16 protein-coding genes are annotated in these 13,514 nt (G+C 70.6%); 4 read left to right on the top strand and 12 right to left on the bottom strand.

Annotation, left to right across the window (positions count from 1 at the left end; all coding sequences use genetic code 11):
- Window positions 1-21: 21 nt before the first annotated feature.
- Complete coding sequence (locus tag AC3ET3_RS06660; RefSeq protein WP_432135228.1) at window positions 22-1,680, top strand: threonine/serine exporter family protein; 1,659 nt, start codon at window positions 22-24, stop codon at window positions 1,678-1,680.
- Between the two features lie 94 nt (window positions 1,681-1,774).
- Here the strand turns inward: AC3ET3_RS06660 and AC3ET3_RS06655 are convergent, their stop codons facing one another.
- The gene (locus tag AC3ET3_RS06655; RefSeq protein ID WP_435611806.1) at window positions 1,775-2,698 is read right to left on the bottom strand and encodes a DedA family protein; all 924 of its coding nucleotides are present in this window, start codon (window positions 2,696-2,698) and stop codon (window positions 1,775-1,777) included.
- 131 nt (window positions 2,699-2,829) lie between these two features.
- Between AC3ET3_RS06655 and AC3ET3_RS06650 the strand changes: the two genes are divergently transcribed.
- Window positions 2,830-3,195: a YbjQ family protein gene (locus tag AC3ET3_RS06650; protein ID WP_432135226.1), complete on the top strand. Its 366-nt coding sequence runs from the start codon at window positions 2,830-2,832 to the stop codon at window positions 3,193-3,195.
- A 27-nt stretch (window positions 3,196-3,222) separates the two neighbouring features.
- Here AC3ET3_RS06650 and AC3ET3_RS06645 read toward each other — a convergent pair whose 3' ends face one another.
- The 7 genes from AC3ET3_RS06645 to AC3ET3_RS06615 form a co-directional block, all read right to left on the bottom strand.
- Window positions 3,223-4,002, bottom strand: a complete 780-nt coding sequence (locus tag AC3ET3_RS06645) for a MerR family transcriptional regulator (protein WP_432135225.1) — start codon at window positions 4,000-4,002, stop codon at window positions 3,223-3,225.
- Between the two features lie 100 nt (window positions 4,003-4,102).
- Window positions 4,103-4,864, bottom strand: a complete 762-nt coding sequence (locus AC3ET3_RS06640; protein WP_435611805.1) for an ABC transporter permease — start codon at window positions 4,862-4,864, stop codon at window positions 4,103-4,105.
- A complete protein-coding gene (locus tag AC3ET3_RS06635; RefSeq protein WP_432135223.1) occupies window positions 4,861-5,811 on the bottom strand; it encodes an ATP-binding cassette domain-containing protein in 951 nt (316 codons plus the stop codon). The genes AC3ET3_RS06640 and AC3ET3_RS06635 overlap by 4 nt, the downstream gene beginning before the upstream one ends.
- A 76-nt stretch (window positions 5,812-5,887) precedes the next feature.
- Entirely contained in the window at window positions 5,888-6,529 is a 642-nt protein-coding gene (locus tag AC3ET3_RS06630) for a PadR family transcriptional regulator (RefSeq protein ID WP_432135222.1), read from the bottom strand.
- Window positions 6,530-6,574: 45 nt separating this feature from the next.
- Complete coding sequence (locus AC3ET3_RS06625; RefSeq protein ID WP_432155992.1) at window positions 6,575-7,114, bottom strand: DinB family protein; 540 nt, start codon at window positions 7,112-7,114, stop codon at window positions 6,575-6,577.
- Between the two features lie 76 nt (window positions 7,115-7,190).
- Window positions 7,191-7,430: a DUF397 domain-containing protein gene (locus AC3ET3_RS06620; RefSeq protein ID WP_435611804.1), complete on the bottom strand. Its 240-nt coding sequence runs from the start codon at window positions 7,428-7,430 to the stop codon at window positions 7,191-7,193.
- On the bottom strand, window positions 7,423-8,217 hold the full coding sequence (locus AC3ET3_RS06615) for a helix-turn-helix domain-containing protein (protein WP_432155991.1): 795 nt from the start codon (window positions 8,215-8,217) through the stop codon (window positions 7,423-7,425). The genes AC3ET3_RS06620 and AC3ET3_RS06615 overlap by 8 nt, the downstream gene beginning before the upstream one ends.
- 294 nt (window positions 8,218-8,511) lie before the next feature.
- Between AC3ET3_RS06615 and AC3ET3_RS06610 the strand changes: the two genes are divergently transcribed.
- Window positions 8,512-8,865, top strand: coding sequence for a hypothetical protein (locus tag AC3ET3_RS06610; RefSeq protein WP_432135219.1), 354 nt, complete (start codon window positions 8,512-8,514; stop codon window positions 8,863-8,865).
- Here the strand turns inward: AC3ET3_RS06610 and AC3ET3_RS06605 are convergent.
- A complete protein-coding gene (locus tag AC3ET3_RS06605) occupies window positions 8,810-10,270 on the bottom strand; it encodes an aldehyde dehydrogenase family protein (protein ID WP_435611803.1) in 1,461 nt (486 codons plus the stop codon). The genes AC3ET3_RS06610 and AC3ET3_RS06605 overlap by 56 nt on opposite strands.
- 129 nt (window positions 10,271-10,399) lie before the next feature.
- On the bottom strand, window positions 10,400-11,224 hold the full coding sequence (locus AC3ET3_RS06600) for a helix-turn-helix domain-containing protein (protein WP_432135237.1): 825 nt from the start codon (window positions 11,222-11,224) through the stop codon (window positions 10,400-10,402).
- 387 nt (window positions 11,225-11,611) lie between these two features.
- Between AC3ET3_RS06600 and AC3ET3_RS06595 the strand changes: the two genes are divergently transcribed.
- Window positions 11,612-12,109 (top strand): ATP-binding protein, encoded by a 498-nt coding sequence (locus AC3ET3_RS06595; RefSeq protein WP_435611802.1) that lies wholly within the window; start codon window positions 11,612-11,614, stop codon window positions 12,107-12,109.
- A 73-nt stretch (window positions 12,110-12,182) separates the two neighbouring features.
- Here the strand turns inward: AC3ET3_RS06595 and AC3ET3_RS06590 are convergent, their stop codons facing one another.
- The gene (locus AC3ET3_RS06590) at window positions 12,183-12,443 is read right to left on the bottom strand and encodes a DUF397 domain-containing protein (RefSeq protein ID WP_398866139.1); all 261 of its coding nucleotides are present in this window, start codon (window positions 12,441-12,443) and stop codon (window positions 12,183-12,185) included.
- Between the two features lie 834 nt (window positions 12,444-13,277).
- Entirely contained in the window at window positions 13,278-13,514 is a 237-nt protein-coding gene (gene rpsR / locus AC3ET3_RS06585; RefSeq protein WP_432135216.1) for a 30S ribosomal protein S18, read from the bottom strand.

Below are 13,514 nucleotides of genomic sequence, written 5' to 3'. Positions count from 1 at the left end.
TCGTTCAGGGAGCGTTGCTCAGTGCCGGAGACGGAGGACCGCAAGCCACAGTCGGACGAGGCGCAGGGTGTCTACGACGCCGAGCTGACGTCGGAGTTCGCCATTCCCCGGGGGCTGGGGGTCCCGAAGGGCGGCGGCGAGTCGGAGACCACGTCCGAGTTCGCCCTTCCCGAGGGCCTGGACGTCCCGCATCCGCCCCCGGCCGAGCCGGAGGGCTCGGCGTTCACCCCGCCCAGCACGTACGGCTCGCGCAACGCCCCGCCCGCCTTCACGCCTCCCGCCGGGATACCGGCGGTCGCTCTGGCCGGGGACGTGCCCTGGCAGCACCGGATGCGCACGATGCTGCGCATGTCGGTGGCCGACCGGCCCGCGCCCGAACCCGTGCAGAAAGCGGAGGAGGACGTCCCGGCGGTGCCGCGCGTGCTCGACCTGACGCTGCGGCTCGGCGAGCTGCTGCTGGCGGGCGGCGAGGGCGCCGAGGACGTCGAGGCCGCCATGTTCGCGGTGTGCCGCAGCTACGGGCTGGACCGCTGCGAGCCGAACGTGACCTTCACGCTGCTGTCGATCTCGTACCAGCCGTCGCTGGTGGAGGACCCGGTGACGGCGTCGCGCACGGTGCGGCGCCGGGGCACCGACTACACGCGGCTGGCGGCCGTGTTCCGGCTGGTGGACGACCTCACCGACGCGGAGACCAGCGTCTCCCTGGAGGAGGCGTACCGGCGTCTGGCGGAGATACGCCGCAACCGGCACCCGTACCCGACCTGGGTGCTCACCTCGGCGAGCGGGCTGCTCGCGGGGGCGGCCTCGGTGCTGGTCGGCGGTGGCCCGCTGGTGTTCGTGGCGGCGGCGGTCGGGGCGATGCTCGGCGACCGGCTGGCGTGGTTGTGCGCGGGGCGCGGGCTGCCGGAGTTCTACCAGTTCCTGGTCGCCGCGATGCCGCCGGCCGCGATGGGGGTGGCGCTGAACCTGGCGCACGTCGACGTGAAGGCGTCCGCGGTCATCACCGGTGGGCTGTTCGCGCTGTTGCCGGGGCGGGCGCTGGTGGCGGGCGTGCAGGACGGGCTGACCGGTTTCTACATCACGGCCGCCGCGCGTCTGCTGGAGGTCATGTACTTCCTCGTGGGCATCGTCGTCGGGGTGCTCGTGGTGCTCTTCCTGGGCGTGAACCTGGGCGCCCGGTTCAGCCCCGACGCGCAGCTGGGCAGCGTCGAGCGCCCGGTGTGGCAGATCGCCGCTTCCATGGTGCTGTCGCTGACCTTCGCGGTGCTGTTGCAGCAGGAGCGGTCGACGGTGGTCGCGGTGACCCTCAACGGGGGAGTCGCCTGGGTGGTCTACGGCGCGATGCGTTACGCGGGGGACATCTCGCCGGTCGCCGCCACGGCCGCGGCGGCCGGGTTGGTCGGGCTGTTCGGGCAGTTGCTGGCGCGGCACCGGTTCGCTTCGGCGCTGCCGTTCACCACCGCGGCGATCGGGCCGCTGCTGCCCGGTTCGGCGACGTACTTCGGGGTGCTGTCCATCGCGCAGAACGAGGTGGACGCGGGGATCGCCTCGCTGACCAAGGCGGCGGCGCTGGCGATGGCCATCGCGATCGGCGTGAACCTGGGTTCGGAGATGTCCCGGATGTTCCTGCGGGTGTCCGTGGAGAAGCGCCGGGCCGCCAAGCGGACGCGCGGCTTCTGAGCGGGCGCGGCGGAGTCCGGGCGGCCGTGTCCGCCCGGGAGCGCCGGGCGGGCACGGCCGTCCGCGCGGCTCCCCCGCGCCCTCAGGGCGAGGGCTAGTAGCCGCCCTGCCCCTGGCTCTGGTCGTACGGGTACTGGCCGTTGGTCTGCTGGTAGTAGCCGTTGCCCTGGGGCTGCTGCTGGGGCTGGGGGTACTGCTCGGGCCCGCCGTACTGCTGGCCGTAGTACTGGTTCTGGTCGTACTGCCGGGGCTGCTGCCGGGGCTGCTGCTGAGGCTGCGGCTGGGGGTCGGCTGCGGGGATGCGGCGGAGCTGGGTGGTCGCGTCGTCCGTCACCGGGTACGGGGCCTGCTGGACCTGGGCGGCCGGGGCCGGGGTGGCCGGGGTCTGGGCGGCGGCGCGCTTCTTCTTCGAGCGTTCACGCAGGTACTCGATGATGATCGGGACGACGGAGACCAGGACGATCAGGACGAGGATCGCCTCGACGTTCTTCTTGATGGCGTCGATCTGGCCCAGCCAGTAACCCGCGAGGGTGACACCCGTGCCCCAGGCGACACCGCCGACGATGTTGTACGACAGGAAGGTGCGGTACTTCATGCGGCCGGCGCCGGCCACGATCGGCGCGAAGGTGCGCACGATGGGCACGAAGCGGGCCAGCACGATGGCCTTCGGGCCGTACTTCTCCATGAACTCGTGGGCCTTGTCCAGGTTCTCCTGTTTGAAGAGCTTGGAGTTGGGCCGGTTGAAGAGCTTGGGGCCGAGGAACTTGCCGATCATGTAACCGACTTGGTCGCCGAGGACGGCGGCGAGCACGATCAGCGTGCAGACCAGCCACAGCGGCTGGCTGATGTAGTCCCCCTCGGCCACGAAGAGACCTGCGGTGAACAGCAGGGAGTCGCCGGGCAGGAAGGCGAACAGCCCGGACTCGGCGAAGACGATCAGCAGGATGCCGGGCAGGCTGAAGGTCTCGATCAGATAGTCCGGGCTGAGCCACTCGGGGCCGAGCGCAAGCGTGGTCACGGGTCTGTGGCTCCTGCTGTGGGATGCGGGCGTGGGGCTGGCTGCCCCAACGTACAACGCAGCCGCCACGGCCCGGGTTCCATGGGTGATCCCAGGATGCACCCTGCCCGCCCCCGGACAAAGCTGTGGACATGGGTATCGAGGAATACGGCGGCGGCCAGGGACCCCGGCCGGATGTACTGGTCGTGACGACGAACGACGTGCCCGGGTACCGGGTGCAGGAGGTGATCGGCGAGGTCTTCGGGCTGACCGTGCGCTCCCGGCACCTGGGCAGTCAGATCGGCGCCGGTCTCAAGTCGATGATCGGCGGTGAGCTGAAGGGCCTGACGAAGACGCTCGTGGAGACGCGGAACCAGGCGATGGAACGCCTCGTCGAGCAGGCACGCGCGCGGGGCGCGAACGGCGTGCTGATGTTCCGCTTCGACGTGACGGAGGCGTCGGACGTCGGCACCGAGGTGTGCGCGTACGGCACGGCGGTGGTCCTGGCCCAGGAGTGACCGTAGGGCCGCCCCCGAGCCAGGACGTCACTCCGAGTGCCGGTCGGCGTTGGCGAGGATCGCGTCCCTGAGGTGCTCGGCGAGCCCCTCGTGCATGCCGTCGTAGTACGCCTTGAACCGCTCGTCGGAGACGTACATCTCCCCCAGGCAGCGGTGCATCTCGTACGGGCAGTCGAAGTACCACGAGGCGAGGTGCCCGCGGTGCTCCTCGGCGAGGTCCATGGCGGCCTCGCCGGTCGGCGGCCGGCCCGACGCCACCAGCTCGGTGTAGCGCCGGCTCCAGTCGTCGACCTCCGCCGTGATGCGCTTCCAGTCCTCCTTGGTGTAGCGGGCCGCGCGGCGCTGCGACTCGGCGTACGCGTCGGTCCCGCCCCAGCGCCGCTCGGTCTCCTCGGCGTACTGCTCGGGGTCCTTGTCGCCGAAGACCTCGAACCGTTCCTCGGGGGTGAGGTTGATGCCCATCGTGCGTGCCTCCATGGCGTGCTCCACGGCCGCCGCCATCTTGCGCAGCTTCTCGATCCGGGCGGTCAGCAGTTCGTGCTGCCGGCGCAGGTGTGCGCGCGGGTCCGCGTCCGGGTCGTCGAGCAGGACGGCGACCTCGTCGAGCGGGAAGCCGAGCTCCCGGTAGAACAGGATCTGCTGCAGCCGGTCGAGATCGGCGTCGGTGTAACGCCGGTGGCCCGCGTGGCTGCGCTCGCTGGGGACGAGCAGGCCGATGTCGTCGTAGTGGTGCAGGGTGCGCACCGTGACCCCGGCGAAGCCGGCGACCTGGCCCACGGAGTAGTCCTGTCCTGCGGGGTGGCTCACTTCCGCTCCCTTCTCGGTACGTGGTCCACCATGGGTCCTCACGTCGCGTGAGGTGCAAGCCCGGGTCCCGGAGCACCACCTGCCGCCGCGCTCCCCCCGGTCAGCGGTCCAGCCGGGCGAACCGGCGTACCGCCAGCGGCAGGAACACCGCCAGCAGCCCGAGCGGCCATACGACGGCCGCCCAGAGGTGTCCGGCCTCGCCGCCGGGGCCGTCGAACAGGTCCCGCACCGCCGTGGCCGTCTGGGACAGCGGGTTCCACTCGACGGCGGTGCCCAGCCAGCCGGGCATGGCGTCGGGCGTGGCGAAGGCGTTGGACAGGAAGCCGACCGGCCAGACCAGGATCTGCACGGTCTGCACCATCTCCGGCCGCCCGGCGACCAGGGCCAGGTGGATGCCGATCCACAGCATGGCGAACCGGAACAGCAGGAGCAGGCCGAGCGCGCCGAGGAAGGCGGCGGGGCCCCCGTGGACGCGCCAGCCGAGGGCGAAGGCCACCGCGACCATCACGGCGAGGGCGAGCACGGACTGCAGCATGTCGGCGGCCGACCGGCCCACCAGGACGGCGCCGTTGGCCATCGGCAGGGAGCGGAAGCGGTCGACGACGCCCTTGTCGAGGTCCTGGGTGACGGCGAGCATGGTCGACTCCAGGCCGAACGCCATCGTGAGGGCGAGCATGCCGGGCACCAGGTAGTCGAGGTACTCGCCGTCGACGCCCCGGCCGCCGCCGACGAGGTAGCCGAACATCAGCAGGAGCAGCACGGAGAAGAGCACGCCGACGGCCACCCGGACGGGCTGGCGGGCCCAGTGGGCGAGTTCGCGGCGGGTCATGGTCCAGCAGTCGGTGACGACGTGGGCGGTCATACGGTCTCCTTCACCGGGTCTGCGGTCAGGTGCAGGAACACCTCGTCGAGGGTGGGGCGGCGCAGGGCGATGTCCTCGGCCTCTATGCCGGCGTCCGTCAGGGCCCGCAGCACCCCGGCGAGGGCGGCCATGCGGTCGGTGACGGGCGCGCTGAGCAGCCGCCGGTCGGCGTCGACGGTGACGCCGGACGCGGGCACCGGCAGCAGGGCGACGGCGGCGCCCAGGTCGCCCGCGCGGCGCAGGGTGACGTCGATGCGGTCGCCGCCGGTCATCGCCTTCAGCTCGTCGGCCGTGCCGTCGGCGACGACCCGGCCGGCGTCGACGACCGCGATGCGGTCGGCGAGCTGGTCGGCCTCCTCCAGGTACTGGGTGGTGAGCAGCACCGTGGTCCCGCCGCCGACGAGGGAGCGGACGGAGGCCCAGACCTCGGCCCGGCCGCGCGGGTCGAGGCCGGTGGTGGGCTCGTCGAGGAAGAGGACCCGGGGCTCGGTGATGAGGGAGGCGGCGAGGTCGAGGCGGCGCCGCATACCGCCGCTGTAGGCGCGCACCGGCTTGCGGCCGGTGTCGGCGAGGTCGAAGCGCTCCAGGAGTTCGCCGGCACGCACGCGCGCGTGGCGGGCGCCCAGGTGGTGGAGGCGGCCGAACAGCTCCAGGTTCTGGCGGCCGCCGAGGTCCTCGTCCAGCGCGGCGTGCTGGCCGAGCAGTCCGATGCTCCGGCGTACCGCACGTGCCTGGCTGACGACGTCGTGGCCGGCCACCGTGATCCGGCCGGAGTCGGGTCGCAGCAGCGTGGACAGGACGCGGACGAGGGTGGTCTTGCCCGCGCCGTTGGGTCCGAGCACCCCGTGCACGGTGCCCGGGGCGACCCGCAGGTCGAGGCCGTCCAGCGCGGATTTCCCGCCGTATCTCTTGCGGGCCCGCTCGACGCTGATCGCGAGATCCGTCACGTCTTCCGCTCCTCCATTAGTCAAACTTGACTAGCACCGTCAGAGTAGCGGTGCACCCTGCACTGGTCAAACTTGATTAGCGATCGTCCCCGGGGTGACGCTCCCCCGTCGCCCACGGGTTCTGCTGACCCTCGGCGAGGACGCCGACGAACGGCTCGCCCTCGCCGGCGAAGGTGTAGGCACCGCGCTCGACGCGCTCGATCAGCCCCCGCGTCCACTCGGCCTCGGCGTCGGCCGTGTGGACCCACAGGTTCATGATCTCGCCGATGTGCCCGAGCTGTTCGGGCCCGTCCTCGGGGACGTAGTGCTCGGTGACGGCCGCGCGCCACTCCTCGATCCGCCGGATCCGCTCCCGGAGCAGCGCCACCGCCTCACCGCGCGGGAGGTCCACCATGAAGCCGATCGCCGCGGACTTCATGTCCACCTTCTGGTCGTACGACGTCAGCGCGTCGCGCACCAGCCGCAGATACTCCTCGGTGCCCGCCCCGGTGATCTCGTACTCGACGCGGGGCGGGCCGCCGACCGTGGACGGGGCGGTCTCGTGCGCGCGCAGCAGTCCCTGCTTCGCCAGCTGCTTCAGGGCGTGGTAGATCGAGCCGGGCTTGGCGTTGGACCACTCGTGGGCGCCCCAGTACTCCAGGTCGGAGCGCACCTGGTAGCCGTGGGCCCGCCCGTGCTGGCGCACCGCGCCCAGCACGAGGAGACGGATCGCTGACATGCCGACCAGGTTAGATCCGGCACACCCGTTCCACGGGACCGGGCCCTAGCCCTGCTGCGCCTGCGCCACCAGCTCGAACGCCGTCTTCCCGTCCAGCGACTCCCGGATGATGTCGGCGTGGCCGGCGTGCCGGGCCGTCTCACGGACCAGGTGCAGCATCAGCCAGCGCACGGAGACGCGCTCACCCGGCGGGAACCACGGCTCGCTGGGCAGCGGGAAGCTGTCGTCCAGGCTCGGCACCGACCGCACGAACGCCTCCGTCTCGGCGGCGACCTTCTCCCAGTACGCCAGCTGCGACTCGACGGTCTCGTCGCCCACCAGCAGGAAGCACTCGTGCCAGTTCGACTGGTCCCGCTGCACGGCCCGTTCCTCGCCCTTGGCCAGCGCGACCCAGCCCTGCTCCACCTCCGCGACGTGCTTGACCAGCCCCGCCAGCGACAGCTCACTGGCGCTGGGCCGGGAGGACGCCTGCTCCTCCGTCAGCCCCAGCACCGAACGGCGGATGCCGCCGCGCTGCTCCTCCAGGAACGCCAGCAGCGCCCCGCGCTCGTCACCGCACTCTGCCGAGGGAACGTGCATGACCATGACCGTCTGCCTTTCGCCGGAGCCGCCGGGGTTCCTGCCCCCTGCCTGACACCGACGACGTTACGGACCCTTGCGGTCAGATACTGTCCGCAATGCCCGTCGGGGGCTCTCCGATTTTCACGGCCCCGACGAAGACGGCCCAGGGGGACGCCGTGAAGAGCAGGGCGGGGCCGTGGGGGTTCTTGGAGTCGCGTACGGGTATGCCGGCGGGGTGGGTGTCGAGGACTTCGAGGCAGTTGTCGGCGTTCGGACTGCTGTGGGAAGACTTGCGCCAGCCGCTCAGAGCCGCGGCGTCCGGGATGCTTCGGTCAGTCATGGTGTCCGTACTCCTTCGCGGTGGCCCTGAGCAGAGCCAGTGAGTCCATCAGCGGCAACGCGTCGCTCAGCGCGAGATCGTAGCGATTCCTCAACTCGTGGATCACCGACGGGGAATCATGAAGCTTCCCCATCCCCTGGCCCTCCGTGTACGCCAACGGCGGCTGGTCCTCGAACCACATCAGTCTGAGGTCACCGTCCTGCAAGGGGTAGAGGCCCACGGCGAACGGCAGCACATGCACCCGGATACGTCGGGCCTCGACGAGCCGGACGAGGTGCGTGATCTGCTCGGCCATCACTTCCCGGTTGCACACGGGGCGCCTGAGCACGGCTTCGTCCAGTAGCACCCACACCACGGGGGCCACCGGGTCTTCGAGGATCTTCCCGCGCTCCAGGCGTGTGACGAGGCGCCTGTCACACTCCTCGTCACTCACCGGAGGGAACGCCGAGCTCAGAACCGCACGCGCGTACCTTTCCGTCTGCAGAATCCCAGGGACATAGGCCGGGGAGAACTCCCTGATCATCGACGCCTGCTGTTCGAGTACGCGTACCGCCTCGAAGTAGTCGGCGATCGCCACGTCGTCCCGCGGCAGAAAGCTGCTCAGCACATTCCCCGTGCCCAGCGCCCGGTCCAGTCGGCGCGCGTCCTCCCTCGACGGGACCCGGCGCCCCGCCTCGATGTGGGCGATGTGCGAACGGGTCATGACGGCCCGGTCGGCGAGTTCCTGCTGGGTGAGGCCCTTCGCCTCGCGCCGCTGACGGAGCCAGTCGCCGTAGATGGTGCCCATCGGATCAACTCCCCTGTGACAAAACGTCTGTCACCTCGTCCCCTCTGGCGAGGCTAGCCCCGATTGCCGCAGAGTGTGACTGATTCGTCACAGAAAGCGAAGCCCCCTCGACCGTGGCACCGGTCCGGGGGCGTGGTCATCAACAAGCGACAACAAGCGTGAAGGAGCTGACGACGTGAACCACCGTATCGCCCGTCTCTTCAGGGCGTCCCGGAAACCGCTCGGGATCGGGGTGGGGTCGCTGGGGGTCCCGCAGGGGCCTCCGCGCCCGGCGCCGCGGCGGGAGGCGGCGACATGACGGAAGGGAGCGCTCCGGCCCGGCTGCTGCCGTGGGCCGGGCAGGACGGGAAGCCCTGCTACGTCGTCGGCGACGGCACCGGCTACGTGTCGCGGCTCGCGGACACCCTGGAGGTCACGCAGCTGGCCATGGCGGGCGATCTGCTCGGGCACGCCGCCGACCTGCTCGCGGACCGGCGCGCGACACCCGCGCAACTGCGGTACGTGCTGGCGCGGATGCACGAGGCGCTGACGGACGTGCACCGCATCGCGAGGAGTCGTGGGGCCCGGCTTTCCGGCGCCGGCGCGGACGGGGTCAGAACGGGAACCGGCTCCGGCCCCGCTGGACCGAGATCCACTTCAGGGTCGTGAACGCGTCCAGGGTCGTCTCGCCGTTGAGGCGGCCGATCCCGGAGTGCTTCTCGCCGCCGAAGGGGACGAGCGGCTCGTCGTGGATGGTGCCGTCGTTGACGTGGAACATCCCGGTGTCGACGCGCTTGGCGAACGCGACACCCCGTTCGATGTCGGCGGTGTGGACGGCGCCGCTGAGGCCGTAGGGCGTGTCGTTGACGATGCGGATGGCCTCCTCCTCACCGTCGAATGGGACGACGAGGGCGAGGGGGCCGAAGATCTCCTTGTGGAGGAGGGCCGAGTGGGCCGGGACGTCCGTGAGGACCGACGGGCCCACGAGGTTGTCGGACGCCTCGCCGCGCACCAGGACCGTGGCGCCCTCGGCCACGGCCTGGTCGACGGCGGCGGTCACGGCGTTGGCCTGGAGGGAGTTGATGACCGGGCCGATGACGGTCTGCGGGTCGCTCGGGTCCCCGGTCTTCAGGGTTCTGACCTTGGCGACGAACTTCTCGGTGAACTCCTCGGCCACCGACCGGTCCACCAGCACCCGGTTCGCGGCCATGCAGACCTGGCCCTGGTCGACGTACCGGCTGAAGACGGCCGCGTCGACCGCGTAGCCGATGTCGGCGTCGTCGAGGACCACCAGTGCGCTGTTGCCGCCCAGTTCGAGGACGGTCCGCTTGAGCTGGGCCGCGCACACGGTGGCGATGTGGCGGCCGACCTTGTCGGAGCCGGTGAAGGAGATCACCTTGGGCACCGGGTGCTCGATGAAGGCGTCGCCTATCTCGGCTATGTCGGTGAGGACGACGTTCAGCAGCCCGGGCGGCAGACCGGCGTCCTCGAAGAGCCTGGCGATCAGCGTGCCGCCGACGACGGGAGTGTCCTGGTGCGGCTTGAGGACGACGCCGTTGCCCAGGGCGAGCGCGGAAGCGACCGGCTTGATCGACAGGAGGAAGGGGAAGTTGAAGGGGCTGATCACGCCGACGACGCCGACCGGCTCGCGGTAGAGGCGGTTCTCCTTGCCCTCGATGGGCGAGGGGAGCAGCCGGCCCTCGGAGCGCAGCGTCAGCTGAGCCGCCTCGCGCAGGAACTCCTTGGCGAGGCCGATCTCGAAACCGGCCTTGAGGTGAGTACCGCCCAGCTCGGCGATGATCGCCTCGGTGATCTCCCGCTCCCGGTCCTCGACCAGCCGAAGGGCGCGTTCGAAGACGTCCCGCCGGGTGTAGGGGTTGGTCGCCGCCCAGGCGTGCTGCGCGCGTTCGGCGGCGCGGTAGGCCTGGTCGACCTCGTCGATGGTGGCGATGGTGATCGAGGCCAGCTTGGTCCCGTCGTACGGATTGACGTCGATGATGTCCCAGGAGCCGGTACCCGGGCGCCACTCACCGCCGATGTACTGCAGGGCCAGGTCGGTGAAGCAGGACGACATGTGATCCCTCAATCCCTTGCCGCCGGGGCGCTCGCGCTCTGATCACGTGTCATCGTACTGACGAATCAGGTCAGTTGGCGTGCTCGTTTCAGAACGACCCTGTCCCGCACGGAAATCGAGGGTTGTCCCCTACGACAGCTGCAGCAGCCCGCGCAGCAGGTCCCGGCTCTCGTCCGGCCCGGGGCTGTCCTGCTGGAGTTCCTTGAGCGCCTGCTCGTACTGGGCGACGTCCTCGCGCTTGTCCAGGTAAAGCGCGCTGGTCAGCTGCTCCAGGTAGACCACGTCCGACAGGTCGGACTCCGGGAAGCTGAGGATGGTGAAGGCGCCGGACTCGCCGGAGTGGCCGCCGAGGCTGAACGGCATGACCTGGAGCCGCACGTTGGACTGCTCGGAGACGTCGATGAGGTGCTGGAGCTGGCCGCGCATCACCTCGCGGTCACCGTAGGGCCGGCGCAGCGCGGCCTCGTCGAGGACGACGTGGAACTCGGGGGCGTTCTCGGAGACCAGGTACTTCTGCCGCTCCAGGCGCAACGCCACCCGCCGGTCGATGTCGGCGGCGCTCGCACCCTTCATGCCCCGGCTGACGACCGCGTGCGCGTACGCCTCGGTCTGCAGCAGGCCGTGCACGAACTGCACCTCGTAGGCGCGGATCAGGGAGGCCGCGCCCTCCAGGCCGACATAGGTGGGGAACCAGCTGGGCAGGACGTCGGAGTAGCTGTGCCACCAGCCCGCCACGTTGGCCTCGCGGGCGAGTCCGACGAGCGCCGCGCGCTCCGCCTCGTCCGTGATGCCGTACAGCGTCAACAGGTCTTCGACGTCTCGCGTCTTGAAGCTCACCCGGCCCAGCTCCATCCGGCTGATCTTCGACTCCGAGGCGCGGATCGAGTAACCCGCGGCCTCGCGCGTGATGCCACGTGACTCACGCAGTCGCCTGAGTTGCGAGCCGAGCAGCATGCGTCGCACCACCGATCCGGGCTCTCCCGCGCTCACGTTCGCCAGCCTCCCCAACCGTCTTCAGGGGCCGAAGTCTGCCACTAAAACACTCCGAGCAGTACTCGCCCGATTACAGAGACGGAAAGAAGCCAAAGCTTGAGGGCGAGGGCACACCGGGGCGGGACCCCGGAACACGCGCGGAAGGACACGGAGGGAGCCGCCGAGCGGCAGGAAGATGGCGGAAAAAATGGCCAAGAAGCGGTACGGTCAGGTCCAATTCGGTCACGTGCACGTGCATCTGCTCTTGCATCTGGTGTACGCATCCGAAACCATGGTCCCGCGCCACCGCTGCATCGCAACGACCGCGAATTCCCGGGAGTGCCTCGCATGGGGACGAATGGATCGACCATGCTCAAGCCGTTACGGCAGGGCCTTCCGCCGTTGGATCCCGCAGCCGTCTCCGACGCCGCCTCCTGCGCCCTGGCCGCCCGCTACGAAGCGGTGCGCGAGGCGAGACAGTTCACCCGGAAGACCCTCGACCAGTGGGGCGTCGACGATCGCTCCGACGACGTCTGCCTGGTGGTCTCCGAACTCGTCACCAACGCCCTGCGGCACGGCCTGCCCTCCGTGCCCGAGCCGCGCACGCCCGGCCTGTGCCCGCCCGAGCGCGGCGCCGCGGTACGACTGCACCTGATGCGGTGGACCGGACGGCTGGTGTGTGCGGTGCGGGACCCGGGCGAGGACAGCCCCGTCGCGCGCGACACCGAGGACTTCTCGGCGGAGTCGGGGCGCGGCCTCTTCCTCGTCGACTCCTTCGCCGACGGCTGGGGCTGGCACCCGCTGGCCGGCACCCTGGGCGGCAAGGTCGTCTGGGCGCTGTTCCGGGTACACGCCCCGGCGGAGTAGAGGAACGCGGCGCACTGCGGCGCCGCGTTTCTACGCGCGTCACACACGACGGGCGCGCCAGGGTCGCCGGCCGTCAGCCGGCCACCAGGTGATCGAATTCACCGTCCTTGACGCCGAGCAGCATCGCCTCGATCTCCGCGCGGGTGTAGACGAGCGCCGGGCCGTCGGGGAAGCGCGAGTTGCGGACGGCGACGTCGCCGCCCGGCAGCCGCGCGAACTCCACGCACGAACCCTGCGAATTACTGTGCCTGCTCTTCTGCCAGGCAACCCCGTGCAGCTGTGTGGCCGTCATGCCGTTGTACACGTCGCGTCCCCCGTCAACGTCGTGGTCCACAGGTCGCTCCCTGATGGTGCACTGGCTGGTGTGGCCATTGATGCGATGGTCAACTGTCCCGGATCATAACCCCGTTCATGTGCAGATGCGCGAGCAAATGCACGTGCACGCGGGGTGGTCCCGCGGTTACAGCGTTGACGCCCGCTTTACCGAAGCGCCTGCCCCGAAGCCCGCGGCCCATGCTGTGCCCGCTGCGGCGGATCGCCCGATCGAACCCCTCGCGCAGAGCCAGAGCCCTTCGCGCACTAGAAGAGACGCGTGCGACGCGGTCCATGTTCCAGCGTTCAAATGACGGTTCTGTGAGCGGGGGGCGGCCGGATCGGCTCCGGTTCACCGGACGGCGGGCATCCGTTCCGTGGTATTGGGGGCGCCACGGGCCGGCACGACCTGGGCCGAACGGATGTTTCGCCTGGTGACGGGACTGGCCCCGAGGTCCGCCGGGAGGGGGACCGGTCCACGCGGACGACGGCCGGGTCATGCCCGAGGCCGAGGCCGGGGTCATACCCACGGCGGTCCCGGGGGTCATCTCATCGTCGGGTCCGTGGTGGGGCGAGCCGCCGGGCCCTGGTGGACCGGTGGCCGGAAACACTCCCACGGGCGGCACCGGTCCAGGACCGGCGACGAGCGCAGACCGCCCCGGCCGACGGGGGAGAGGCCGGCCGGGGCGGTCGGTTGGGGGCGGCTGGTCCGTGGGGCAGGTCCGTGGGGGTCCGTGGGGCAGGTCCGTGGGGCAGGTCCCTTTTGTGCAGCTCCGTGGGGGAGGGAGGTCCCTGGTGCAGGTCCCCTTGCACTGGTCCGGGGGGCGGGGCCCGGTGCAGATCCCGGGTGCGGGCCCTAGCGTGAGCCGTAGGGCAGGAGGGCCATCTCACGGGCGTTCTTGATCGCCCGGGCCAGCAGTCGCTGCTGCTGGGACGTCACCCGGGTCACCCGCCGACTGCGGATCTTGCCGCGGTCGGAGACGAACTTCCGCAGCAGGTCGGTGTCCTTGTAGTCGATGTAGGTGATCCCGGCCTGGTCCAGCGGGTTGGGCCGGTGTCCGGTGGTGGGCTTGCGGTCGCGCTTGGCGGGCAT

The organism is Streptomyces sp. bgisy159 (assembly GCF_057707805.1).
This window is presented reverse-complemented; position numbering and strand designations above follow the sequence as displayed.

What these genes read in the sequence shown, in the direction of transcription:
- AC3ET3_RS06650 (WP_432135226.1), top strand. Translation starts at nt 2,830, where the DNA reads ATGGGTATCGAGGAATACGGCGGCGGCCAGGGACCCCGGCCGGATGTA.
- AC3ET3_RS06640 (WP_435611805.1), bottom strand. Translation starts at nt 4,864, where the DNA reads ATGACCGCCCACGTCGTCACCGACTGCTGGACCATGACCCGCCGCGAA.
- AC3ET3_RS06630 (WP_432135222.1), bottom strand. Translation starts at nt 6,529, where the DNA reads ATGTCAGCGATCCGTCTCCTCGTGCTGGGCGCGGTGCGCCAGCACGGG.
- AC3ET3_RS06625 (WP_432155992.1), bottom strand. Translation starts at nt 7,114, where the DNA reads ATGGTCATGCACGTTCCCTCGGCAGAGTGCGGTGACGAGCGCGGGGCG.
- AC3ET3_RS06620 (WP_435611804.1), bottom strand. Translation starts at nt 7,430, where the DNA reads ATGACTGACCGAAGCATCCCGGACGCCGCGGCTCTGAGCGGCTGGCGC.
- AC3ET3_RS06615 (WP_432155991.1), bottom strand. Translation starts at nt 8,217, where the DNA reads ATGGGCACCATCTACGGCGACTGGCTCCGTCAGCGGCGCGAGGCGAAG.
- AC3ET3_RS06610 (WP_432135219.1), top strand. Translation starts at nt 8,512, where the DNA reads ATGACGGAAGGGAGCGCTCCGGCCCGGCTGCTGCCGTGGGCCGGGCAG.
- AC3ET3_RS06605 (WP_435611803.1), bottom strand. Translation starts at nt 10,270, where the DNA reads ATGTCGTCCTGCTTCACCGACCTGGCCCTGCAGTACATCGGCGGTGAG.
- AC3ET3_RS06600 (WP_432135237.1), bottom strand. Translation starts at nt 11,224, where the DNA reads ATGCTGCTCGGCTCGCAACTCAGGCGACTGCGTGAGTCACGTGGCATC.
- AC3ET3_RS06595 (WP_435611802.1), top strand. Translation starts at nt 11,612, where the DNA reads ATGCTCAAGCCGTTACGGCAGGGCCTTCCGCCGTTGGATCCCGCAGCC.
- rpsR (WP_432135216.1), bottom strand. Translation starts at nt 13,514, where the DNA reads ATGCCCGCCAAGCGCGACCGCAAGCCCACCACCGGACACCGGCCCAAC.